This is a genomic window from Chryseobacterium sp. CP-77, assembly GCF_036362765.1.
GTDB classification, from domain to species: domain Bacteria; phylum Bacteroidota; class Bacteroidia; order Flavobacteriales; family Weeksellaceae; genus Chryseobacterium; species Chryseobacterium cupriresistens.
Genome location: NZ_CP143637.1, coordinates 3,058,011 through 3,082,452 on the forward strand (window position 1 = coordinate 3,058,011; position 24,442 = coordinate 3,082,452).

Annotated in this window: 24 protein-coding genes; 21 read left to right on the forward strand and 3 right to left on the reverse strand. The window is 36.6% G+C overall.

What is annotated here, in order from left to right; translation table 11 throughout:
* The first annotated feature begins 140 nt into the window (after nucleotides 1-140).
* Genes V0410_RS13565 through V0410_RS13585 form a run of 5 tightly spaced genes read left to right on the forward strand, consistent with a single transcriptional unit; the run spans nucleotide 141 to nucleotide 6,774 of the window.
* Nucleotides 141-3,794: an MMPL family transporter gene (locus tag V0410_RS13565; protein WP_330744076.1), complete on the forward strand. Its 3,654-nt coding sequence runs from the start codon at nucleotides 141-143 to the stop codon at nucleotides 3,792-3,794.
* A gap of 42 nt (nucleotides 3,795-3,836) precedes the next feature.
* Entirely contained in the window at nucleotides 3,837-4,751 is a 915-nt protein-coding gene (locus tag V0410_RS13570; protein WP_330744079.1) for a dialkylrecorsinol condensing enzyme DarA, read from the forward strand.
* 1 nt (nucleotide 4,752) lies between these two features.
* Nucleotides 4,753-5,892 (forward strand): beta-ketoacyl-ACP synthase III, encoded by a 1,140-nt coding sequence (locus V0410_RS13575; RefSeq protein ID WP_330744081.1) that lies wholly within the window; start codon nucleotides 4,753-4,755, stop codon nucleotides 5,890-5,892.
* Nucleotides 5,892-6,323 carry a hypothetical protein gene (locus V0410_RS13580; protein WP_330744083.1) on the forward strand — a complete coding sequence of 144 codons (432 nt, stop codon included), beginning with the start codon at nucleotides 5,892-5,894 and terminating at the stop codon, nucleotides 6,321-6,323. Before V0410_RS13575 ends, V0410_RS13580 begins: the two co-directional genes overlap by 1 nt.
* A gap of 7 nt (nucleotides 6,324-6,330) precedes the next feature.
* On the forward strand, nucleotides 6,331-6,774 hold the full coding sequence (locus V0410_RS13585) for an ABC transporter permease (protein ID WP_110009839.1): 444 nt from the start codon (nucleotides 6,331-6,333) through the stop codon (nucleotides 6,772-6,774).
* Between the two features lie 504 nt (nucleotides 6,775-7,278).
* Here V0410_RS13585 and V0410_RS13590 read toward each other — a convergent pair.
* Complete coding sequence (locus tag V0410_RS13590) at nucleotides 7,279-7,458, reverse strand: bacteriocin-like protein (protein WP_089695162.1); 180 nt, start codon at nucleotides 7,456-7,458, stop codon at nucleotides 7,279-7,281.
* A gap of 291 nt (nucleotides 7,459-7,749) precedes the next feature.
* On the opposite strand from V0410_RS13590, the gene V0410_RS13595 reads away from it, so the two are divergent.
* The 16 genes from V0410_RS13595 (at nucleotide 7,750) to V0410_RS13670 (ending at nucleotide 20,338) form a co-directional block, all read left to right on the forward strand.
* The gene (locus V0410_RS13595; RefSeq protein ID WP_110009840.1) at nucleotides 7,750-8,154 is read left to right on the forward strand and encodes a hypothetical protein; all 405 of its coding nucleotides are present in this window, start codon (nucleotides 7,750-7,752) and stop codon (nucleotides 8,152-8,154) included.
* A gap of 61 nt (nucleotides 8,155-8,215) precedes the next feature.
* Nucleotides 8,216-9,211: a BtrH N-terminal domain-containing protein gene (locus tag V0410_RS13600; protein ID WP_079244002.1), complete on the forward strand. Its 996-nt coding sequence runs from the start codon at nucleotides 8,216-8,218 to the stop codon at nucleotides 9,209-9,211.
* 1 nt (nucleotide 9,212) lies between these two features.
* Nucleotides 9,213-9,971, forward strand: coding sequence for an ABC transporter ATP-binding protein (locus V0410_RS13605; protein ID WP_227942588.1), 759 nt, complete (start codon nucleotides 9,213-9,215; stop codon nucleotides 9,969-9,971).
* On the forward strand, nucleotides 9,958-11,226 hold the full coding sequence (locus tag V0410_RS13610) for an ABC transporter permease (protein WP_330744092.1): 1,269 nt from the start codon (nucleotides 9,958-9,960) through the stop codon (nucleotides 11,224-11,226). Before V0410_RS13605 ends, V0410_RS13610 begins: the two co-directional genes overlap by 14 nt.
* Nucleotides 11,216-11,644, forward strand: a complete 429-nt coding sequence (locus V0410_RS13615) for an acyl-CoA thioesterase (protein ID WP_105684190.1) — start codon at nucleotides 11,216-11,218, stop codon at nucleotides 11,642-11,644. The genes V0410_RS13610 and V0410_RS13615 overlap by 11 nt, the downstream gene beginning before the upstream one ends.
* Complete coding sequence (locus V0410_RS13620) at nucleotides 11,641-12,816, forward strand: beta-ketoacyl synthase N-terminal-like domain-containing protein (RefSeq protein ID WP_330744098.1); 1,176 nt, start codon at nucleotides 11,641-11,643, stop codon at nucleotides 12,814-12,816. Before V0410_RS13615 ends, V0410_RS13620 begins: the two co-directional genes overlap by 4 nt.
* A gap of 10 nt (nucleotides 12,817-12,826) precedes the next feature.
* The gene (locus tag V0410_RS13625; protein WP_330744100.1) at nucleotides 12,827-13,366 is read left to right on the forward strand and encodes a 3-oxoacyl-ACP synthase; all 540 of its coding nucleotides are present in this window, start codon (nucleotides 12,827-12,829) and stop codon (nucleotides 13,364-13,366) included.
* 99 nt (nucleotides 13,367-13,465) lie between these two features.
* Nucleotides 13,466-13,723, forward strand: coding sequence for a phosphopantetheine-binding protein (locus V0410_RS13630; protein WP_034692439.1), 258 nt, complete (start codon nucleotides 13,466-13,468; stop codon nucleotides 13,721-13,723).
* Between the two features lie 84 nt (nucleotides 13,724-13,807).
* Nucleotides 13,808-15,007 (forward strand): beta-ketoacyl-[acyl-carrier-protein] synthase family protein, encoded by a 1,200-nt coding sequence (locus V0410_RS13635; protein WP_330744119.1) that lies wholly within the window; start codon nucleotides 13,808-13,810, stop codon nucleotides 15,005-15,007.
* Nucleotides 15,004-16,065, forward strand: a complete 1,062-nt coding sequence (locus V0410_RS13640) for a beta-ketoacyl synthase N-terminal-like domain-containing protein (protein ID WP_330744120.1) — start codon at nucleotides 15,004-15,006, stop codon at nucleotides 16,063-16,065. The genes V0410_RS13635 and V0410_RS13640 overlap by 4 nt, the downstream gene beginning before the upstream one ends.
* 187 nt (nucleotides 16,066-16,252) lie before the next feature.
* Nucleotides 16,253-17,008 carry a polysaccharide deacetylase family protein gene (locus V0410_RS13645; protein ID WP_330744121.1) on the forward strand — a complete coding sequence of 252 codons (756 nt, stop codon included), beginning with the start codon at nucleotides 16,253-16,255 and terminating at the stop codon, nucleotides 17,006-17,008.
* Nucleotides 17,001-17,627, forward strand: coding sequence for a LolA family protein (locus V0410_RS13650; protein ID WP_330744123.1), 627 nt, complete (start codon nucleotides 17,001-17,003; stop codon nucleotides 17,625-17,627). Before V0410_RS13645 ends, V0410_RS13650 begins: the two co-directional genes overlap by 8 nt.
* Nucleotides 17,593-18,228, forward strand: a complete 636-nt coding sequence (locus V0410_RS13655; protein WP_330744125.1) for a hypothetical protein — start codon at nucleotides 17,593-17,595, stop codon at nucleotides 18,226-18,228. Before V0410_RS13650 ends, V0410_RS13655 begins: the two co-directional genes overlap by 35 nt.
* A 79-nt stretch (nucleotides 18,229-18,307) precedes the next feature.
* The gene (locus tag V0410_RS13660; protein ID WP_330744127.1) at nucleotides 18,308-18,688 is read left to right on the forward strand and encodes a 3-hydroxyacyl-ACP dehydratase; all 381 of its coding nucleotides are present in this window, start codon (nucleotides 18,308-18,310) and stop codon (nucleotides 18,686-18,688) included.
* Nucleotides 18,685-19,161, forward strand: a complete 477-nt coding sequence (locus V0410_RS13665) for a hypothetical protein (RefSeq protein WP_202839882.1) — start codon at nucleotides 18,685-18,687, stop codon at nucleotides 19,159-19,161. Before V0410_RS13660 ends, V0410_RS13665 begins: the two co-directional genes overlap by 4 nt.
* A gap of 4 nt (nucleotides 19,162-19,165) precedes the next feature.
* A complete protein-coding gene (locus tag V0410_RS13670) occupies nucleotides 19,166-20,338 on the forward strand; it encodes a DUF2062 domain-containing protein (RefSeq protein ID WP_330744132.1) in 1,173 nt (390 codons plus the stop codon).
* Between the two features lie 51 nt (nucleotides 20,339-20,389).
* Here V0410_RS13670 and V0410_RS13675 read toward each other — a convergent pair whose 3' ends face one another.
* A complete protein-coding gene (locus tag V0410_RS13675) occupies nucleotides 20,390-23,032 on the reverse strand; it encodes a T9SS-dependent M36 family metallopeptidase (RefSeq protein ID WP_330744134.1) in 2,643 nt (880 codons plus the stop codon).
* A gap of 155 nt (nucleotides 23,033-23,187) precedes the next feature.
* A complete protein-coding gene (locus V0410_RS13680; protein WP_330744136.1) occupies nucleotides 23,188-24,441 on the reverse strand; it encodes an alpha/beta hydrolase in 1,254 nt (417 codons plus the stop codon).
* Nucleotide 24,442: the final 1 nt, after the last annotated feature.

Below are 24,442 nucleotides of genomic sequence, written 5' to 3' on the forward strand. Positions count from 1 at the left end.
TTTCAAAAGGGAACTTTTGCAAAAGTAGAATATTTTTTCATTCTTCCTATAATATTTTATTGATTTTCAGTTAAAACTTATCGCTAACTATTTTGAACTAATGCTTAAAAAATTAAATTTGCAGACTTGATTTAAATGCAATGCATCGCCTTTTTATATTTTTATATTATCTGATTTCCAAAAATAAAATTCTATCTGTACTGACAGCTCTTGGAATTGCCGCTTTATGCATTTTCTTTGCGTCAAAGATCAATTTTGAGGAAGACATCAATCAGATTATTCCTAAAAATGAAAAGTCGGATCTTACCGCAAAGGTTCTTAAACAGCTTAATTTCTCGGATAAGATTATTGTTATTATCGAGAACAGATCCGGTGAAGACAGCTTCCAGCTTTCTGAAACGGCTGATACTTTTCTGAAAAAAATTGAGCCTTTACAGAAATATATTGGTTCTGTTCAGGGTAAAGTGAACGATAATGAAATTTCTGAAACCTTTGATTTCGTTCATCAGAATCTACCTTTATTCCTTAATGAGAATGATTATAAGGAAATTGATCAGAAACTGCAGAAAGACAGTATTGCAAAACAGGTAGAAAATAATTACATCTCGCTCGTTTCTCCAACAAGCCTTGTAACCAAAGAATTTATTAAAAAAGACCCTCTGGGACTTACTTTTCTTGGAATCAAAAAATTAAATGCTTTAAACATCAGCAAAGACTTCAAACTCGAAGACAGCTATATTGTTACCAAAGACGGAAAAAATCTTTTGCTTTTCATTGATCCTAAAAACAAAAGCAATGATACGAAAGCCAATGAGGTATTTGTGGATCAGCTCAACACGATCAAAGACGGTATTAACAAACAATTCAAAGGGAAAACAGAGATCAGCTATTTCGGTTCTCCGGTGATTGCGGTGGCCAATGCAAAGCAGATCAAAAAAGATATCCAGAACACGGTGGCCATTTCCATGACGGTTCTTTTAATCCTTCTGATCTATTATTTCAGAAATATTTTCACTCCCGTCATTGTATTTCTACCCACTGTATTTTCAGTATTACTCGCTCTCTTAATCCTTTATTTTATTAAAGATAAGATTTCAGCTATTTCACTCAGTGTAGGAGCGATTCTTATTGGAATTACAATTGATTATGCCCTGCATATCCTCACCCATTATAAGCATAACAACAATATTGAGGAGCTTTACAAGGAAATCACGAAGCCTGTTATATTAAGCAGCGCAACAACAGCCGTTTCCTTTTTGTGTCTCGTTTTTGTTCGTTCTGAAGCATTGAAGGACTTAGGACTTTTTGCAGCGATCACCGTGATTCTTTCTTCAATCACAGCATTGATTATTGTTCCTCAGCTTTACAAACCAAAAGAGAAGAATGAACAGCCTAATACTAACTTTATTGACAAGATCGGATCTTACCCTTACGAGAAAAACAAACCGCTGATTATAGGATGCTCTGTCATTATTCTTGCCTGCCTGTTTGGATTCAGACATGTAGGTTTCAATGAAGATATCGGGGATCTGAATTATATTCCGAAAGAACTAAAAATCAGTGAGGCAAAACTGCAGAAACTTTCTGATATTACGTCAAAATCAATTTATACCATTTCTTATGGAAATTCTGAAGAAGAAGCACTGTCCAGAAATTCCGATCTGAGCAGCTTCCTGGACAAAGAGAAAAAAGAAGGGAAGATCTTAAGCTATAATTCTATCGGAAGCGTTGTTCTTTCAGAAAAGGATCAGCAGAAAAAAATTGACGAATGGAACCGTTTCTGGAATGACGAGAAAAAGAATCAGACCATTTCTGAACTGATCAGTAACGGGAATAAATTCGGCTTCAACAGTTCCGCTTTTGATGGTTTTAATGAAGTTTTGCATAAAAATTATGCTGCATTGAGTCTGAAAGATTATCAACAAGTGAAAGCGCTTCAGATTTCAGAATTCATGAGCAGCGAAAATGGTTTCTACACGGTTTCCAATGTGGTAAAAGTAGACGAAAACAAAAGAGACACTTTCATCAAAGATATTGAGAAACAGCATGATGCCATTGCTATCGACCGCCAGCAGATGAATGAAAATTTCCTTGGTTTGCTGAAAAGGGACTTCAATACACTGATCAATTATTCTCTTCTTGCCATTATTTTAACGATTATCATTTTCTTCAGGAATTTTGAATTAACGGTTCTCACCATGTTCCCGATTGTTTTAACGGGAGTTGTTACAGCCGGAATCCTTTATTTTCTGGGATTGGAATTAAATATTTTCAGTACTGTAGTGTGTACGTTGGTATTTGGAGTGGGAGATGACTTCAGCATCTTCCTGACGCAAGCCATGCAAAAAGAACATACTACCGGAAAGAATGAATTGCCTACGTACAGAATTTCTATTATCCTTGCTGTTTTCACAACAATTCTATCCATCGGATCTTTGGTATTCGCCAGGCATCCGGCATTGCATTCTCTGGCATTAGTAGCCCTGATCGGAATGTTCTCCGTTATCATTATTACCTCTACCCTATATCCTTTCTGGTTCAGATTATTCATCACCAACAGGGCGAAAAAAGGACTTTCTCCAATCACATTCAGATTGTTTGTATGGTCAGTATTCTCATTCCTTTATTATGGATTGGGTGGATTGCTGTTTTCCGCCTTCGGAAGTTTTTTTGTTAAAAATTCCAAAGGGCAGACCCTGAATATCATCAAACTTATTTTAGCGAGATTTTTAACTTCTGTCCTGTATTCTAATCCTTTTGTAAAGAAGAAGGTCATTAAAAATACATCTGAAGACTTCAGCAAACCTGCAGTTATTATTGCCAATCACACTTCTTTCCTCGATACGCTGGCTATTGCAATGGCTACCCATAAAATCATTTATCTGGTGAATGACTGGGTATATCAGTCTCCTGTTTTTGGAAAACTGGTAAGAGCACTGGGCTTTTATCCCGTTTCGCAGGGAATCGAGAATGGAATGGACAAACTGAAAGAAAAAGTTGACCAGGGATATTCACTCGTTGTGTTCCCAGAGGCAGAACGTTCTTACACCAATGATGTGAAAAGATTCCATAAAGGAGCTTTTTATCTCGCCGAACAGTTCGGGCTGGATATTCTTCCACTTTATATCCATGGAAATTCCGAAGTGCTGCCGAAAGGAGATTTCATTATCTATGACGGAAGTATTACCGTAAAAGTAGGCAACAGAATCAGCAAAGATGACATGAGTTTTGGACAGAACTATTCTGAAAGAACAAAGAAGATCAATGCTCATTTCAGAGAAGAATTTGCCAGACTGCGCGAGGAGATTGAGGATGAGAATTATTTTAAAAAGAAATTATTCCTGAGCTACCTGTATAAAGACAGTGAGGTGGTACAAGAAGTAAAAGAAGACTTTAATACCAATAAATCAGTATATTTCGAACTGAATAAGCATATTCCTCATGATGCCAACATTCTTCATATTGCTGATGATTTTGGGCAGAAAGATGCCTTATTAACCCTATATCAGGCCAGCCGAAGAATTTTTTCTCTGATCCAGAATGATGAAAAAAGAGCAGTGGCAGCCCATAACTATCTGGTAAAAAGAAGAAAAATACAGTATATTAAAGACCTTTCTGAAGTAAACAAAAAGATTGATGTTCTTTTAATTTCAGATGAACACTTTACCATGAATGGAATTCAGGATCTCCCTGAAACAATCATTTTTGTAAATACAAAAAACACTTCGTTTGAAAGTGATAATTATGCACTAAAATTTAGTTCTGAATCATTAAAAGTATTTAAAACTAAATAATAAATATGAAAAACATACTTTTGTAAACGCTAAAGAAAACTAATGAAGAAAAATATACTTGTCATATATTATTCACAAACCGGACAACTCGAAGATATCGTGAAAAATATAGCCCAGCCTTTTGAAGCGAAAAAGGAGGCTTATGATGTTACGTATTACAACATTCAGCTGAAGGAAGATTTTCCTTTTCCCTGGCCAGGCGATGTTTTTTTCAACACTTTTCCTGAATCTTATCTTCAGATTCCAAAAGAAATCCTTCCTCCTTCAGAAGAAATTCTGAACAAAAAGTATGATCTTATCCTGTTTGGGTATCAGGTATGGTATCTCACACCATCTATTCCTATTATTTCTTTCTTAAAGAGTGATTATGCAGAGCGAATCCTTAAAGACACTCCTGTAGTAACCATCTCAGGAACCAGAAATATGTGGATGCTTTCCCAGGAAAAATTAAAGGTTTACCTAAGAGATCTGCAGGCTAAACTCGTAGGAAATATTGCTTTGGTAGACAGGCACGACAATTACACCAGCGTATTAACGATTCTCCGATGGCTTACCACAGGTCAGAAAGAAAAATCTGGAATGCTTCCCGCTGCAGGAGTTTCCAATGAAGAAATTGCAGGTTCTGTAAAGTATGGCGAGATTATTGAAAGACATTTTAATCATAATGACCTTAATAGTTTACAACCGGATCTTGTGAAAAACGGAGCGATTGAAATCCGTGCGTTTTTAGTGCGTGTAGAAAAGGTAGGAAACAAAATTTTTACAGTATGGTCTAACCTGATTATCAAGAAAAAAGAGAAACGTCCATTGCTGATAAAATTCTTTAAGGTATATTTGATGGCAGCGATATGGATTATCTCACCTGTCGTTTTGGTATTACACCTGCTTACAACCCCTATATTTTGGTTTAAAAGACAAAAACAAAAAAGATATTTACAAGGAATTAATTTAAAATAGAATGTACGACGTATTTATAACAAAAGCATCAAAATACTTACCCAATGAGCCGGTAGCGAATGATGAAATGGAGACTTATCTTGGGCTTATCAATGATGCGCCATCTAAAGCAAAATCACTTATCCTGAGAAATAATAAAATCACGACAAGATACTACGCTTTAGACAAAGAAGGAAACCCTACCCACTCTAATGCGCAGCTTACTGCCAAAGCAATCGAAGGACTTTTTGACGAAGATTTCAAAAAGGAAGATATGAAATTATTATCTGTAGGAACTACTTCACCGGATCAGATCCAGCCTTCTCACGCATCCATGGTGCATGGCGAACTGAACATCGGAAAATCTATTGAAATTAATACTTCAACAGGTCTTTGCAACTCAGGAATGAATGCCCTGAATTATGGATTCCTCTCTGTAAAAGCCGGTGTACAGGACAACGCAGTATGCGCAGGTTCTGAAAGAATGTCTGCATGGATGACTGCTGATAAATTCAACCATGAGGCTGAAAATTTAAAATTACTGGAGGAAAGACCTATCATTGCTTTCAAAAGAGAATTCCTGAGATGGATGCTTTCTGACGGAGCAGGCGCTTTCCTTTTAGAAAATAAACCAAGAGAAAACAGCACTTCCCTCAAAATAGAATTCATTGATTTCTATTCTTATGCCCACGAAATTGAAGCTTGTATGTATGCAGGATGTGATAAGCTGGAAGACGGAAGCCTGAAATCATGGGCAGACTACCCTTCTGATGAATGGTTGAAACAATCTATTTTTGCAATTAAACAGGATACTAAAATCCTTGATAAATACATCCTTGTAAAAGGAGCAGAAAGTTTAAGATCATCTTTTGACAAACATAATCTGGATCCGGAAAAAATTGACCACGTACTGGCTCATATTTCTTCCGGATACTTTAAAGACGGACTGAAAGAAGAATTTGCCAAAAAAGGAATGGATTTCCCGGCAGAAAAATGGTTCTATAACCTTTCTGAAGTTGGAAACATCGGAGCAGGATCTATATTTATCGCCCTTGAAGAACTGATGAATTCCGGAACATTGAAAAAAGGAGAAAAAGTACTTCTTTGTGTTCCCGAAAGTGGAAGATTTGCTTATTCTTGTGCTTTATTAACCGTTTGCTAATGGAAAACAAACTGCCCACATCCGATAAAGATTTTGTAGAAAGTCTTATCCCCCAAAGGTTTCCTTTTGTAATGGTGCATGAATTGTCAGAATACTCTGAAAACCATCTCTTATCCGGTTTTGAGATAAAGCAAGACAACCTTTTTATCCAGGACGGATTATTCCAGGCTTCAGGACTGATTGAGCATCAGGCGCAGAGCGTTGCCCTTCATACCGGATATAAATATTATCTGCTGGGAAAAGATGCTCCTACCGGATATATCGGAGCCATCAAATCTTTTGAAGCTGAAATACTGCCTAAAGTAGGAGATCAGCTGAAATCTGAAGTAACCATTCTTAATGAAGTAATGGGAGTAACACTGGTAGATATCATTACGAAACTGAACGGTGAAGTGATTGCAAAATCTCAAATGAAAACCGCTGTAAAATAAACTGGAAATGGAAATAAAGGAAGAAAATATCATCAATATACACAACTTTTTACCGCATCGTGAACCGATGCTCATGGCAGACTATATCCTGGAACTGACCAAAGAAAAAGTAGTGACTTCCTTTGAAATCAAAGAAGATAATATATTTGTTCACAACAATGAGTTTGCGGAAGCCGGATTAATCGAAAATCTTGCTCAGACCTGTTCATCTATACTTGGGCAAAGCTTCTTTGAAAATCCCGAAGCTGATACTAAAGTGATTGGATTCATTACCAATATCAAGAAGATCGAAATTTTTGCTCTTCCAAAAGTGGGTGACCAAATTATTTCCAAAGCTTCGCTTATCTCACAATTTGAGAATATCTGCCATATCTTCTGTGAAACATTTACTAATGATGAATTGTTAATCAGAGCGGAAATCAACCTGTTTATTCAGGAAGTAAAGTCGTAAAGTCAATTCAACATAGACATAGAAAAGCTGTACAAAAACGTACAGCTTTTCTCTTTTAAATCAATTTTATATTCTCTAATAGATTTGTGAACATTTGTGCAATCATTTGTGTTATTCGTGTTTAAAATATAGGTTTTGGCTAAAGTCAATTGATTTTTCTCTTTTTTTAAGCGGGCTTTCTTCGTCTCCGCTCAGAATCATAGCCCACTCCTATTGAATTGATTATAAAAACCCTAGAAAAAACTCCGTTTTTTGTTTATTTACACACTCATCACCTCTTCACAAACCCACTGATAATCAATTTATTACATCCGTTAAAATCTCATCATCAGATGAATTATTTCACGTGAAACATTCACAAAATCCGTGAAACTCTGATCCTTAGAGAGAAACAGTTTTTAACCACAAAATTGAGTCTATAATTCTTCGGAATCAGTATAAAGGAACATGCTGCTTAAAATCTAAGCAGCATGTTCCTTTATTGAAGTTTACTTAATTTCTTTTTTAGATAATAACTTCATAATCGTTGCCTCCGCAAATCTGCTCAGCAGCAGTTGCAATATCGGTATTAACTCCTACATTGCGTATTTGCCCGTTAGTTCCGTTAGCACACGAAATATAAGCAGTTAAACCTCCTTTTACTTTTTTTAATTGATTTTTTGTAAGTTGTCTTAAGTTTTTCATGGTTTTTGTTTTATTAGTTTTTTAATTATTACAAAAACAAATATAAATTAAACCATTTACCTATACATGATAATTAACAAAATTTATAAATATTCGTAATATAAGATAACTACTTTTATATTTGAGAATGTGCAAAATGTTGTAATACGGCCTCAGTTTTGAAGTAGTAACTGCTCAGATTTAATATGATTTACATATAATGTATTTTCACTATTTTAGCCACCTGATTAAAAGAATCAAAACAGGTGAGCGAGACCTCATCTGGAATCTAAAAATATAAACATTATTTAGATGAAAAAACAAGACCTGCCTCAAGACGAAAGTAACCTGAAATCCGCCAACATGACTGAAGTTTTGTATGTGACGGATGAGAACGACAACTACACGACAGCAAACAGCACAGGCTGGGATGCCAAAAAAGCGGCTCTGGATGAATCGATGGAACTTATTTATGAAAGAATTGAGGAAGCAAAACAAAATGTGGCCAATAATACAGCAAGTCCCATTGTTTATTTTATGGAACTGAACAAAATGGATATTGGCGTTCTTGCTTCATATGTAGGAATGTGGCAATGGAGGGTAAAAAGACATTTTAAACCCAAAATATTCAAAACACTAAGCGAAAATGCACTGAAAAAATATGCCGATGCATTCGGAATTTCAGTGGATGAATTAAAAAACTTCGACGGGAAATAAATGAAACAGGGCCGGAAATAATGCCCGTTCCATTTGACCAATGAAAAGATACAATCAGCAAATGAAATTAAACTTTGAACACCATCAGACTGCGCATTGCGAAAACGGTGTTGCTTCTAATCTACTGCTTAACAAAGGACTGAAACTAAGTGAACCTATGATCTTCGGGATCGGCTCAGGACTGTTTTTTGTCTATCTCCCTTTTCTGAAGGTGAATTTTGCTCCAGGCTTCAGCTATCGTCCGATGCCGGGTGCTATTTTCAGTAAAGCAGCCAAAAGATTAGGAATTAAAATCAAAAGAGAAAAATTCTCAAATCCTCAGGATGCCCAAAAAGCTCTTGAAAGAAATCTGGAACAAAATATCCCTACAGGACTTCAGGTGGGCGTTTTCAACCTTACTTATTTTCCTGAAGAATACAAATTTCACTTCAATGCCCACAATCTTGTGGTATATGGAAAAGAAGACGGAAAATTTCTGATCAGTGACCCTGTAATGGATTATACGACTTCTCTTTCAGAAGCAGAATTGGAAAAAGTAAGATATGCCAAAGGAGCACTTCCTCCCAAAGGGCATATGTACTACCCTGTTTATGTCCCGGAAAATGTGAACCTTGAAGAAGCTATCAAAAAAGGGATCAAAGATACCTGCAAAAATATGCTGGCACCCGTACCGCTTATTGGGGTAAAAGCCATGAGATGGGTAGCGAAAAGCATCCCGAAATGGGCAGAAAAGAAAGGGACGAAGGTTACCAACCATTATCTGGGTCAATTAATCAGAATGCAGGAAGAAATCGGAACCGGAGGCGGAGGATTCAGGTTTATCTATGGAGCATTCCTCCAGGAAGCAGCTGTCATTCTCAAAAATGACGAGCTGAAGGAATTATCAAAAGAAATAACCTCTATCGGTGACCTTTGGAGAGATTTTGCCGTAGATATTGCCAGAGTGTATAAAAACAGAAACTCAAAAAGCAATATTTACAATGAACTTTCAAAAACAATGCTGCATATTGCAGACCTGGAAGAAGCTTTCTATAAAAAACTGAGAAAAGCGATCTGATATGGCGGAAAATATGATTGAGATTAAAAACTTATACAAAAAATACAAAAATTCTGATGAGTTTTCTGTAAATGATATTTCTTTGAGCATCAGTAAAAATGAAATCTATGGAATTCTTGGCCCCAACGGAGCTGGAAAAACAACCTTGATTTCCATGCTTTCAGGATTAATCAAACCTACTTCAGGAAACTTCACCATTAACGGTTTATCTCCCCAGAAGGATGGGTTCAAAATAAGACAGATTATCGGAATTGTTCCCCAGGAATATGCTTTATATCCTACACTTACAGCTAAGGAAAACCTTATGTTTTTCGGAAGTCTGTATGGTTTAAAGCATAACCAGCTTAAAAAAGCAATTGATGAATCCCTTGAAATTATGGGACTTTCAAAATTTGCCAACAAGCAGGTAGGACAGTTTTCAGGAGGAATGAAACGCCGCTGCAACCTCATCGCAGGAACTCTTCACAATCCTAAAGTTTTATTCCTGGACGAGCCTACTGTAGGAGTAGATGTTCAGTCCAAAAAAGCAATTATTGATTATCTTCTGGATTTAAATAAACAGGGAACATGCATTATTTATACTTCCCATCACCTTTCGGAAGCGGAAGAATTCTGTACAAAAATTGCCATCATCGATCATGGAAAAATACATGCTGTAGGAACCCCTGAAGAACTTGTTTCACAGATTGCGAATGCCGAAAACCTGGAAGACGTTTTCATTTCATTAACCGGAAAAGAATTAAGAGATGTTGTTGTATAAACTGTGGAGAAGTTTTATTAAGGAAATTCTTCTGCTGAAAAGAGATATCGGAGGAATTGTCATCATCTTTGTGATGCCATTGCTTTTGATTGTCACCATAACCCTTATTCAGGATTCTACCTTTAAAAACCTCGAAGGATCAAAGATTCCTATTATCTTTATTGATCAGGACAAATCTGAAGTTTCAAAAAATATAAAAGCCGAACTGGAAAACAGCAAAACATTCCAGCTGCTGACGAACTTCAATGAAAAATCTGCTCAGGAGGCTGTTTTTTCCGGAGATTATCAGATGGCGATAGTCATTCCTGAAAATTTAACGAAAGATTTAAATTCCAATATTGATTCGAAAGTTCAGACCATTGTAAGTTCATTCGGACTGGAAGGAGATTCTGCAAAAGTAAAAACAGCAGTTCCCAAAGCCAAAGAAATTCATTTGTACTTTGACCCTGCTACCAATGTGGGCTTCAAAAATTCGGTGATGAATTCTGTCAACAAAATGGTTTTTGAAATTGAAAATAAAAAGATTTACAAAGCCTTCCAGGATCAGCTGGGAACAACAGAAAATCTTGACGAAAATAAAAACCTGATCAGTTTTAAAGAAATCACTCCCAAAAAAGGAGAAATGGATGTGATGCCAAATTCTGTTCAGCACAATGTTCCTGCATGGACACTTTTTGCGATCTTCTTTATTGTTGTTCCTTTATCCATCAATCTGGTAAAAGAAAAAAGCCAGGGAACAAGTGTAAGAGCAAGAATAAGTCCTACACCTTATTTTGTCCATATTTTAGGAAAAACATTTACGTATCTTATCATCTGCCTTATTCAGTTTTTACTGATGGTTGCCGTAGGAATTTACCTTTTCCCTTATATGGATCTTCCTGCTTTTGATGTATCAGGAAAAATGTTCCAGCTTGTGGTAGTAACACTGTTTGCAGGATTGGCCGCAATTGGATTCGGAGTTTTATTGGGAACTATAGCCGATACACAAGAGCAGTCTGCCCCATTTGGAGCAACCTCTGTAGTGGTTTTAGCTGCTATTGGCGGAATTTGGGTTCCTGTATTTTTAATGCCGGAATTCATGCAGACCGTAGCCAAATTCTCTCCTATGAACTGGGGACTGAATGCCTATTATGATATTATTTTAAGAAACAGCGGAATTGGTGGAATTGCCAAAGAACTGGTTTTCCTTTTCTTATTCTATATTGCCACTGTAGCTATTTCCATTTTTTACGAAAAAAAACAAAATGCAGTCTAAAGAAAATATATTAACCTGTACCGAAGAAGTCAGAGTACGCTTCAATGAAACAGACCCGCTGGGCATTGTCTGGCATGGGCATTATATCGTGTATTTTGAAGATGGAAGAGAAGCTTTCGGTCGTCTGCATGGCCTTACCTATCTTGATATTCAGAATGCAGGATTTGTAACACCGATCGTAAAAAGTACTTGCGAGCATTTTCTTCCTTTAAAGTATGGAGAAACATTCAGAATTGTGACCACTTTTATCAATTCTGTATCTGCCAAACTTATTTACAGATATGAGCTTTTCAATCAGGAAGATCAACTGGTATGCAGCGGAGAAACCATTCAGGTATTTCTTGACAGCAATGGAAGCTTATGCCTGTACAATCCGGAATTTTTTCAAAACTGGAAAGATAAAATGGGATTATCATGAAAAAGGACATTTATATCACAGACTACAATTGTGTAACTCCTTTAGGTTTCAATGTTGATTCCAACTGGAATGCCCTGTTAAAAGGGCAGTCGGGAGTTGCTTTACATAAAATCATAGACAATCAGGATGCTTTTTATGCTTCTATGATTGATTCTGAAAAACTGAATGAAGAATTCGATAGATTCTTCGACTCTGCTCAGAATGACATTCCTAATTTTACAAGACTGGAAAAAATGCTTCTTTTAAGCTTACAGCCTCTTGTTGAGAAGCATTCTATATCAGAAGACACAGCTTTTATCCTTTCCACCACAAAAGGAAATATCAGCCTGTTAAAAAACCAGTCCGAATTAACTGAAGGTGTTTATTTATCAAAATTAGCAGAAAAAATTGCTGATTTTTTTGGATTTAAAACAAAACCGATCATCGTTTCTAATGCCTGCGTTTCAGGAGTAATGGCGATTTCAGTGGCAAAAAATATGATTCAGGCAGGAAAATACAAAGATGCCTTTGTAATTGCAGGAGACGAACTTTCTGAATTTGTTATTTCAGGATTTAACTCGTTTCAGGCAATAGGATCAGGGCCTTGCCAACCTTATGATAAAAACAGAGACGGAATTAATATTGGTGAAGCAGCAGCCGCAATTTATATCACCTCATGTCATTGCGAGGAACAAAGTGACGAAGCAATCTCACAAAACGAAAAACCCAGGTTTAAAGTCCTTGGAGATTCAGCAGTGAATGATGCCAATCACATTTCCGGACCTTCAAGAACGGGTGATGGTTTATATGCCAGTATCAAAAATGCGATGACTGAAGCGAAAATTTCTTCAGGACAGATCGATTTTATTTCGGCCCACGGAACAGCCACTTTATATAACGACGAAATGGAAGCCATTGCCTTCAACAGAATGGATCTTCAGCATATTCCGCTCAATAGTATGAAAGGCTATTACGGACATTGCCTGGGTGCTTCCGGTCTTTTGGAAAGCATTATATCTATGGAAAGTGCTCTTCACAGCACTTTGCTTCCATCAAAGAACTTTGAGGAAACAGGAATAACCCAGCCTTTGAATATCATCAAGGAAAATCAAACTGCAGAAATCAAATATATTTTAAAGACCGCTTCTGGTTTTGGAGGATGTAATGCAGCTGTTGTACTGAAAAAAGGTTAAACTGAAAGTGATGAAGAAAATAAATACCTGTACCATAGAACATTCAAAAATAACCGTTGACGGAAATCTTATTTTTGAAAGCCCAAGCGAAACCTTTCAGGAATTTGCCAAAGAAGCTTATAAAAGTTTAGACCTCAGCTATCCAAAGTTTCATAAAATGGATAACCTGAGCAAGCTGGCTTTTCTTTCCGCCGAAACCATTTTGAAAGATGATGATCACAGCAGAACAGCCATTGTTTTTGCCAACAGATCTTCCAGTCTGGATACAGATTTCAAATATCAGGAAAGCATCAACGATCAGGATAATTTCTATCCGAGTCCTGCCGTTTTTGTGTATACTTTACCCAACATCTGTGTAGGAGAAATCAGCATTAAACACAAAATGCAGACAGAAAATGCTTTTTTCGTACTGGATGATTTTGATGAAGAATTTTTGAATGACTATTCTGAACAGATTCTTCTATCCGGAAAAGCCGACAAAGTATTGTGTGGCTGGGTGGAATTGTATCAGGAAAATTACAAAGCTTTTGTATATTTGCTCACATTATAATTTAACAATGTACCAATCTGATAATGTACCAATGCTAAAGGCAATAACAACTATTGGTAAACTGGTACATTGATATATTGTTACTTTAAAATAATATTTATGGAAAACTTAAAAACAGAATTGAAACACAAAATTATCGAAGTTCTTAACCTTGAAGATGTATCTGTAGAAGAAATCAAAGATACTGATCCATTGTTCGGAGGTGGATTAGGATTAGATTCTATCGACGCTTTGGAACTGATCGTTCTTCTTGATAAAGACTACGGAATAAAATTAGCTGATCCTAAAAAAGGAAAGGAAATTTTCCAATCTATCGATACGATGGCAAAATTCATCGAGGATAACAGAACAAAATAAATTAATATAAAAATCTAACAGTGTAACAATGTAGCAATTATTGGTAAATTATTCGATTGCTACATTGTTACATTATTGAATACCATGAGTCAAAAAATTGCCATAACGGGAATGGGCATCATTTCCTCCATCGGAAACAATGTGGAGGAAAATTTTATTTCATTGCAATCCGGAAAACATGGAATTTCAGATATCGAAATGTTTGAAACCCGTCATGCCGGATCCATTAAAACAGGTGAAATAAAATTATCCAATGAAGAACTTGTACAACAGCTTCAGCTTGATGAAGACAATAATGTAACAAGAACTTCTTTATTGGGAATGATTGCTGCGAAAGAAGCTGTAGCAAGTGCAGGAATTTCAGATATCAATGGTTACAGAACCGGATTGATCTCTTCTACCAGTGTAGGAGGAATGGATATCACTGAAAAATACTTCTACTCTTACGAAGACTTCCCTGAAAAGCAAAAATATATTGACGCTCATGATGCCGGAAATTCCTCATTGGCTATTGCCGGTTATCTGGGATTAAAGGGTATGGTTTCTACCATCAGTACAGCCTGTTCATCAGCAGCCAATGCGATTATGATGGGAGCTAAACTGATTAAAAACGGAGTTTTGGATCGTGTGATTGTCGGAGGAACAGATTCTCTTTCAAAATTTACTTTGAATGGATTTAATACCCTCATGATTCTTACAGATTCTTACAATACTCCTTTTGACAACGACAGAAAAGGACTGAATCTTGGGGAAGCTGCGGCTTTCTTGGTCCTTGAATCTGAAGAAATGGTCAAAAAAGAAAACAAAAAAGTTCTCGCTTATCTTTCCGGATATGGAAATGCCAATGATGCCCACCATCAGACTGCCTCCTCAGAAAATGGGCAAGGTGCATTTTTAGCGATGCAGCAAGCCCTGAAAATCTCCGGATTGGAAAAAGAAAATATAGATTATATCAATGTTCATGGAACGGCCACTCCCAACAATGATCTATCTGAGGGAATTGCCATGATCAGAATCTTCGGAGAAAACCGGGTTCCTGAATTCAGTTCTACAAAAGCATTTACAGGACATACTTTAGCTGCAGCGGCAGGAATTGAAGCTGTATTTTCAATTCTAGCCATGCAAAACGGTGTGATCTTCCCGAATCTGAATTTCAAAACAAAAATGGAAGAGTTTGATCTTACACCTGTCACTGAATTGAAAAAGAAAAACATCAATCATGTGCTTTCCAATTCATTTGGGTTTGGAGGAAACTGTTCCACCTTAATCTTCTCAAAATCATGAGTGCAGTATACATCAACAGTGCATCCTGTATCTCTGTTCAGGACACTTTAAACGAAAATATTCTTCAGAACCTTACTCCTGGAAATTCTTCAAATATCATTAAGGCGATAGAACCTAATTACAAAGAGTTCATTCCGCCTGCGATGATCAGAAGAATGTCTAAAACAGTAAAAATGAGCTCTGTAGCATCTCATCACGCGTTAAAGGAAGCTGGAATTGAAAAACCGGATGCTATCATCGTAGGAACAGGAATGGGCTGCTCACAGGATTCTGAAAAGTTCCTGAAAAACGTGATTGACAATCATGAAGAGTTCCTTACACCTACCTTTTTCATCCAGTCTACCCATAATACGGTAGCAGGACAGATTGCTCTGGGATTACAATGTCATGCGTATAACTTCACCTATGTAAACACTTCTTCTTCACTGGAGTTCTCCTTACTAGATGCCCAGCTTCAGATCAATGACGGAGAAGCAGAAAATGTTCTGGTAGGTTCTACAGACGAACAGACAGACAGAACCATGGAACTTTACTGCTTAAATAATACGATCAAAAAAGAAGCAGATCTTCCTGCAGATTATTTACATTCCACTACCAACGGCGTGATCTGGGGTGAAGGGGCCAGCTTTTTTGTGATTGGAAAAGATAAGACCGTAAACTCTTATGCCAGGCTTAAGAATATCCATATCAGCAATACTGTTGAATTGAATGAAGTACAGAACTTTATACAAAATTTCTTAACTCAAAACAGTCTTTCAACTAGTGATATTGATGCGGTTATTTTAGGATTCAGCGGAGATGCAAAGTCAGATAGATATTATACACAAGCAATGGATTTGTTTCCGGATTCAGCACAGCTGTATTATAAACATTTGAGTGGAGAGTTTAATACAGCAAGTGGTTTTTCAACCTTTATAGCCTGTCATATCCTTAAGGAACAACAGATTCCGGAAGTAATGATGATCAATTCAGAAAAAAAGGAAAATATAAAGAATATACTTCTTTACAACCATCTGGGAGGTGATGATCACAGTTTAGTATTATTGGAAAAGGCATAATTGTTGAAATTGAAAATTATACAGTCTATTTGTCATTCAGAGCGAAACGCAGTGAAGCGTGGAATCTAAACAAATTAAGCTAAATTAATTGTATTTATCCAGACTCCTACGGAGGACAATGGCATACAATAAATATTATGCCCATAAAACTCATAATGACCAGTTCAAAATTAAAAAGCAATCAGCAATGAAACATTATCCCTTCATCCTGTTCTATCTTTTCTGTAACGTTTTTATTTATGCGTTCCACGGAAGCTTTTGGGTGTATCTGTTTTGTTTTTTTGCTTTTTCTGCAGTAGTTGTCTGGGGTTCTTTTGACATTGAGCTGGGATATTTTGTGAACAGTATTACCCACAAACGTACCAGAATGAAAGAAGTAGCTCTTACTTTTGATGACGGACCTACTGAATTTACCCCAAAATTTTTAGACCTGCTTAAAGAGCATCAGATAAAAGCAACCTTCTTCTGTATCGGAAAACAGATTGAAAAATACCCTGAGACGTTTCAGAGAATTATTGCAGAGGGACATACGATTGGAAATCATACATTATCACATTCTAATTCCACAGGGTTTTTATCGACTTCAAAAATGATTGAAGAGATTGAAAAATGTGATAAAGTCATGAAAATGTTGGGAAATATCAGCACCAGCCTCTACAGACCACCGTTCGGGGTGACGAATCCCAATATTGCGAAAGCAATTAAAAAAACGAATAAAGTAAGCATCGGTTGGAATGTCCGGTCGTTGGACACCATCATTGATGACGAAAAGAAAATCTACAACAGAGTGACAAAAGGCCTGAAAAATGGGAGTATTATTCTTCTTCACGACACTTCGGAAAAGACCTTTCGGGTGCTGGCCAATTTATTAGTATTTTTGAGGGATAAAAAATATTCAACCTTTACTGTTGATACAGTGATAAATTCAAATAGAAATGATTAAAAATATTGCTTTCGGAGTATTCTTACTGGTTTCAGGATTCTTTTTTGCGCAAAATACCGCAATGTCAGGAGCTGAAGCCAAAGCATTTGTATCGAAGGTTTCTTCTGATACGAAAGGAATTAAAACGTTGCAGAGTGATTTTACCCAGACCAAAAAAATGGATTTTCTGGATAAAAGCATTGTTACCTATGGGAAAATGTCTTTGCAGACGCCCAATATGCTAAGCTGGAAGTATACAAAGCCTTATCAGTACAGCATTGTTTTTAAAAGTAATAAAATCTTCATCAACGATCAGGGGAAAAAATCTTCTGTGGATGCGAAGAGCAAAACCTTTGAAAAAATCAATAAACTTATTGTTGGAAGTTCGAACGGAACCATGTTCAATGATCCGGAGTTCAGCGTAACCTATTTTAAGAACGGAAATTACAATGTGGCGAAGTTTATCCCAAAAACTTCTCAGCTGCTGAAATATATTAAACAGATCGAACTGTTTTTCCCAAAGAACCAGTCGACAGTTTCACAGGTCAATATGACGGAGGCTTCCGGAGATACTACAAATATTGTTTTCAAAAATACCAAGATCAATGCTTCAATTCCTGCGTCAGAGTTTACTTTATAGCCTGATTCTGATCCTGGCGGTTTCCTGTAAAACGTATCAGTTAACAGAAGCAAAACCTGTCTCTTCTTCTGAAAAGATGGTTGAAAATTTATACTTTTCTTCTACCGAAGATTATGTATACAAATGCCAGATGGACATTTATAAAAACCATGTAAGCGGTATTCTGATCATCAAAAGACTGAATGAAACAACACATCGTGTTGCTTTAACTTCTGATTTCGGGAATAAACTGATAGATTTTGAAGTCTCTAATCATGATTTCAAGCTGAATTACGTACTTCCTGATCTGGATAAAAAAATAGTCATCAATTTCCTGAAAAATGACTTTCAACAGCTTCTGAAAAGAAGATATCCGGTTAATGAAAGTTTTGAAAATGAAAATGCTAAAATCTATCTTTCAAAAATCGAGAATAAAAGCTATTATCTGTTTTTCAACAAAGAAAATAATTTGCTGAAGCAGATTATCTATACGAAAAACAACAAGGAAAAAATCGATTTTACTTTTGATGCAAAAAAACCTATCTTCGCGGACAGCTTAAACCTGCAGCACAAGGACTTTAAGATCAACATAAAACTATTTCAAATAACCGAAACAGAGTAATTTCCGCCCTCAAATCTATGGATATATCTATTTTTTTGGAAAGAAATTGATTATACTTTAATCTTAAAAAAATAAGATCATGCAAACGATTCTTACAGACTTTTATACTTTAACATCATACAATAAAGCAGAAGACGGAAAGTTTACTGCTCATATTCATCTTAATAAAGACCACGATATTTTTAAAGGACATTTCCCTGGAAATCCCGTGACTCCCGGTGTTTGTATGATGCAGATCATTAAAGAACTTACTGAGGAACTGACGGGTTCAAAATTATTCCTGAAAACCGCTTCGAATGTAAAGTTCATGGCCATTATCAATCCTTTTGAAACACCTGATCTGGTACTTCAGCTTGATATTACTGAAAATGAAGACGATGTTAAAGTAAAAAACACAACTTCTTTTGGCGAGACTATTGCATTGAAATTGTCTGTAAGCTATAAAAAAATATCATCATGAAACTAATCTTATCATTCATAGCAGCATTTGTTTTTTTCTTTCAATCTGACCTTGAAACGTTGAGAAACAGCTATGCTAAGGCCAACGAATCCACTACCAATACTGCCAGTTTTATTGAAACCGCTGAAAAACAATCCGGCTCTGACGCTGTAACTGTCGGATATAAAGCGGCAGCAAAGATTATGGAGGCAAAAATTGCCAAAAGCAATAGAAAAGCTCTGGTAAAGACAGGCGCTACAAGTCTTGAAGGCATTATTAAAAGTAATCCTAACAATGCAGAACTTCGTCTGATCAGAATGAGTGTTCAGGAAAATATTCCGAAGATCGTAGGATACCGCGGGAGCCTGAAGGATGATAAAGCTTTCCTGCTGAATAATTACAGCAAACAGAATACAGCTCTGAAGGGCTATATCAAAAGGTTTGCAATGCAATCTAAAACCATGACAGAGGCGGAAAGAGCCACTTTAAAATAAAAAAATGTTGCTTGCTGAAGTACAAAATGCTATTTCTGAAAAGAAGATATGCGTTTTAATCCCTACCTACAATAATGAAAAAACTCTGAAAAGGGTTATTGACGGTGTTCTCAACTACACCGGAAGTATTATTGTGGTTGATGATGGTTCTACAGATTCCACGCCTCAGATTCTTGCTCAATATCCTCAGATCACTGTAATTTCCTTACCGGAGAATAAAGGGAAAGGAAACGGCCTAAAAACAGGTTTCAGAGCAGCAAAGAAATCAGGATATGATTACGCCATCACCATTGATTCGGATGGGCAGCATTACCCGGATGATATTCCGGTATTTGTAGAAGCTCTTCTTCATGAAAAAGAAGATGTTCTTCTGATCGGAAACAGAAATATGTCTCAGGATGGTATTCCTAAGAAAAGCAGTTTCGGAAACCGTTTTTCCAATTTCTGGTTTTGGTTTGAAACCGGTATCAGGCTTGAAGATACACAGTCCGGCTACAGGCTTTATCCTTTGCATAAAATTCCAAAGAAATATTTTACCCCTAAGTTTGAATTTGAAATTGAAATCATTGTAAGAACCGCCTGGCGACATGTTCCGGTAAAAAATGTTCCGATCAAGGTTTTATATGATCCGGCGGAGCGGGTTTCCCATTTCAGACCTTTCAAAGATTTTACAAGAATCAGTATTCTAAACACCATACTGGTGACCATCACTTTATTTTATATTATTCCGAGAAATTTCGTGAATAATTTCAAAAAAAAAAGCTTTAAAAGATTCATCCAGGAAGATGTCTTAGAAAGTGACGGAAGTAACCGAACAAAAGCATTTTCCATAGCTTTGGGAGTGTTTATAGGGCTTTCTCCTTTCTGGGGATTTCAGACGCTTCTGGTGATCAGTTTATCTGTACTTTTTAAGCTTAATAAAGTCCTTGCATTTGTAGCCTCCAATGTGAGTCTTCCTCCTTTTATCCCTTTCATTATTGCCGCTTCTCTGTTTCTGGGAGCTCCCTTTGTAAGTGGAAACAGCGATATTCTAAGTCAGGATTTAAATTTCGAACTGATCAAGAACAATCTTCTGCAATATGTGATTGGCAGCTTTATCTTAAGCACTACACTTTCGGCCATTGCAGGAATAAGCTCTTTTCTGTTTCTGAATAAGGTAAGCCCGGAAAACAATTAAAAAAGCCCGGAACAAAGTTCCAGGCTCATCACAATTAGTTATTATAAATTCCTATTTGGAAACAATAATCTTTTGAGAGTAATCAATTGACTCATTGCTCACTTTCACAATATAAGCTCCATTGATTAATTGTTCTGCATTGATTGTGTTTTGCTTATTAAGGTTGATATTTTCCTTAGAAATCAGTTTCCCTGTAAAATCATAGATAGAAACGGTAGTAATTCCGGATAACTTCAGACCGGAAGGAGTTTTTATTGTAAATTCATTTCTTACAGGATTCGGATAGATTGATATTCCTTTAGAATCATTAATTTCTTTTACAGCCAATGCAGCACATTCTGCAGGAACTGTAAAGTCTTCTACCTGGTCACTCATTTCCGGCAAAGGTTGATTAGCACCAAATGCCAGACCATTAAGAGCTCCGGCAGAAGCATTTACTCCTAATCCTCTTTTTGCAAATGTAGTCCAGATCATACATTTATTTTGTCCTCCGGTGGATGCCTGGTCAGCCGCAAGAATAGCATCTCTACCCTGTACAAAGGTTGGATTACAAGGCTGCAATTTAAGTGCATCCATTACCAGTTGTAAAACCTTTGCACTTCCGCTGTTAGGATCCGCCAGAACATTACTGTTGTACCCGTACTTATCTACATATTTCCAGTTAAGATCCCAAAGCATTGAAGCCCAGATAAATCCTATGCTATGGACATCCGGAACGGTAAGCGGTCCAAGAACTGCATTATTCGCATTCACTTTCATACCGTTAGTGCGTCCATAGGTATAATCATTGATAGTAAAATCAGGTGAATATTTTGCAGGTCTTATTCCTGATCCTGTAGTTCCCTGTCCTGAAACAAACGTACCTACGCCTCTTGCTATAGAAGAGGTATCACCTGGTCTTGTAGTCATCATCAGGGCAAAGAAATCCGACCATCCTTCTCCCATCTGCTCATTCGATGAAATATAAGATAAACATGAACTTCCTGTTCCCGTAAGGCGATTGGAAATACCATGCCCATACTCATGACTGATTACACCATTATCCAAACTTGCATCTCTGTAAACAGCATCGGTTTTCAAAGTAGCATTTCCAACAATACCGTTATTTAAGTCATTCACAAGAAACTGACCTTCTGACATTCCCACCATAATGGTAGGAATTGTAATGGTAGCATCAGTTCCTCCCATTCCTACAGGAGTATTACTTGACGGATGGTATTGAATAACCCCTACAGCTCCGGCATTCTGTAAATTCTTTGTTTTAACAGCAAATCCACATCCTGCAGCATTCACTACTGCAATCTTTCCTGTAAGACTTCCGGCTGTAACTGCAGTACATGCATCAGCTGGAGTAGAAAGAGCTAGGTCTCCAGTCACAGGTGGATTCCCCATAATCTGAGGACCAAAATTCGCTGTAGTAGCTATTGGAGCTCTGGCTGTATAGGTTGATGGTGAATTATAATAAAGATATCTTATATTTCCGGCAGGTGAAAAAAGAAACATCTGCATTCTTCCGCTTGTTCCATCCGTACCCGGATTAAAGTTTGCATTGTTAAGACCGCTGCCATCCCTTGCCTCCGCAAGAACAGGATCATTACCTGTACCTCCGTTTCCAAAATTATTTACCTGATAATTCCTTGCTGATTCCGTAAATCCGAATTTATAAAATACATCGTGCATCTTATTGGAGTTATAGAATAAATTAGTTACCGCTGCAGAAGTATAAGTTGTGTGGGCAGCTGTTATATCTAAAGGAAAATCAAATGTTCTTGTTGCTCCTCCATCAGGAGAAAACTGAGGCAGATTACTGTTATTTTCGTCAGTATATGCAAATGCATTATTTCCTCTTGTTATGGTATAATGATTAGTGCCATCAGAATGCCATCCTTCCGGTGAAGCAGTCAGATCCCATGGATTTGTAAGCAATGTTCTCGCTCCAAAGGTAGGTGCTTCTGTAGGAAAAGCAAACACATTATAAGACGCATTATCCGGTAATAATATAAAATTTGTAGGATTCTTCAGGTTAGCAGCAGCTATATTAGCAGGTAAAGAGCTTTGAATATTCTGTACGAATGATTCTGACTCATGATGATACGCTTCATCATGGAAGCTACATGATAAAGTTGTATTTTCCTGGTATAAAATAGAACCATCCTCTGTACTTATAATAATATTCCATACGTTATCCGATCCTTTTTCTTCAATATACAACTGATATCCTAATATCAATTCTCCTCCTTTTGCAAAATAAACAGTGTTAATTGCTATCGGACTTTCTTTCCCGTCAATATTTTTTACAGAAGGTAATCCGTTCAGCTTTTCAATAGTGGATGCCACAAAAGCGTCTTTTTTACCAATTTCTTTTCCTTTAACAGCAGAAGGATAATTCTTAATAAAAGTATCTGCGAAGTTTAAAACTTTTCCATCTCTGATTAAAACGTTGGCAGAACTTCCGAAAACTGGAATGCCATTAATCGTTTGCTGTATTCCTACGACATCTCCCTTTAAGCTGTTTGAAGGATCTACATTAATTATCTTAAATATTTTCAGCTCCGGACTTACTCTCTGAAATGATCCCTGGGCAGAATTGACATACTCCTTAATTGTTTGTTCATATTTTTGAGCAGATACTATACCTACACCGAAAAGTGAACAAAACAATAACAGCTTAACACTAAGTCGAATTTTTTTCATTTTAGATTACTTTTTAACAAATATTAATAGATTATAACTAACAGTTAGTAGAAAATAAATTCAAAATGTTACACGTTCTAGAAATATTTATCTAAAAATATCACTTCAGCCAAAATAGCATACTGTTTTATATCAATTTGTCAAAAAACCTTAACTCACCGCAGAATAAAATCTGTAATGTCTTTCAAAAACTGTTCATCCACTTTTCCTTTGGTTTCATAATCTTTTGGAGAAGGCTTACCGGAGCCTGTAATGAATAAGTGGCTTAATGCCGGATAAAATTTAAAAACAGCCGTTGTATCATTTTTCAATGTTGCTTTCCAAAGATTAAAATCTTTTTCAGTCACCTGATAATCTCTTCCTCCCTGTGCGAAAAACATCGGAGCTTTGATTTTTTTAACTTCGTTAAGCTGATTGTAATCCTTCAGATACTTCCAATATGCGGCAGACTGGCCCAAAGGAAGCTCTGATGAAGGAGAATGTAAGTTAAATTTGGATGAGTTTAAAAAAGCAACCTGCTTTTTAATTTCCTGAACAGCTTCGGCTGCAACTTTAGTCGGATCCATCGTATGAAGATATTCATATTGCTCAACAAGAAGGTCTTGCAGCGGTCTTGCATTCCCGGCCATAAAAATATATTTTGAAACCTGTGCCTTTTCTGCAATTTTTGGTATCATATACGCTCCCTGGCTATGCCCAAGAATGATAATCTGGTATCCTTTGTAATCAGCATTATTTTTAAAATAAAGAGCTGCGTTTACAGCATCATTGATGGTCTCTTCTTCTACAGTAGACTTTTCCGTGAATGCTTCAGGGTGGGAATAGGTTCTTTTATCATATCGATAGGAAGCAATTCCGTTGTTTAAAAGATATTCTGCAATGTCTTTAAACGGCTTGTTTTCTCCAATGGTTTCATCTCTGTCATGAGGTCCGGAGCCGTGAACGAAAATAACCAATCTCTTTTTATTGTTGGAAGGTGGAATTAATAATGTTCCGTTCAGCTCAATAGCATCACTTTTTATTTTCAGTGTGGTTTTCTCATCTCTTTTTTCAAATGTCTTGTGAGGAACCAAGAAGAAACCCAGCAATTTATTATTCTCACTGAAAGTAAGCTGAATATCCAGTTTTTCCTTTTCAAATTCAGAATAGTAATAATAGGTGTTTCCCTCGTTATTTACTTCAAGGATATTTTTCAATCCTCCAACCTGCCCCTGAAGCTGCTGCGGAATCGCTTTGAGCTGTTCTACCGGAATTTGTCCCGCTACGGAAGGATCAAAATAAGAATGTGCTTTTTCTATATTTTTGTCAACCAGCAGAGCTTTAATGAAAATATTTCCGATCTCTTTTCTATCCTGAGAAAAAGCTGGCAGAAAATACACGATAAAGAATAAGGTTAAAAGTTTTTTCATA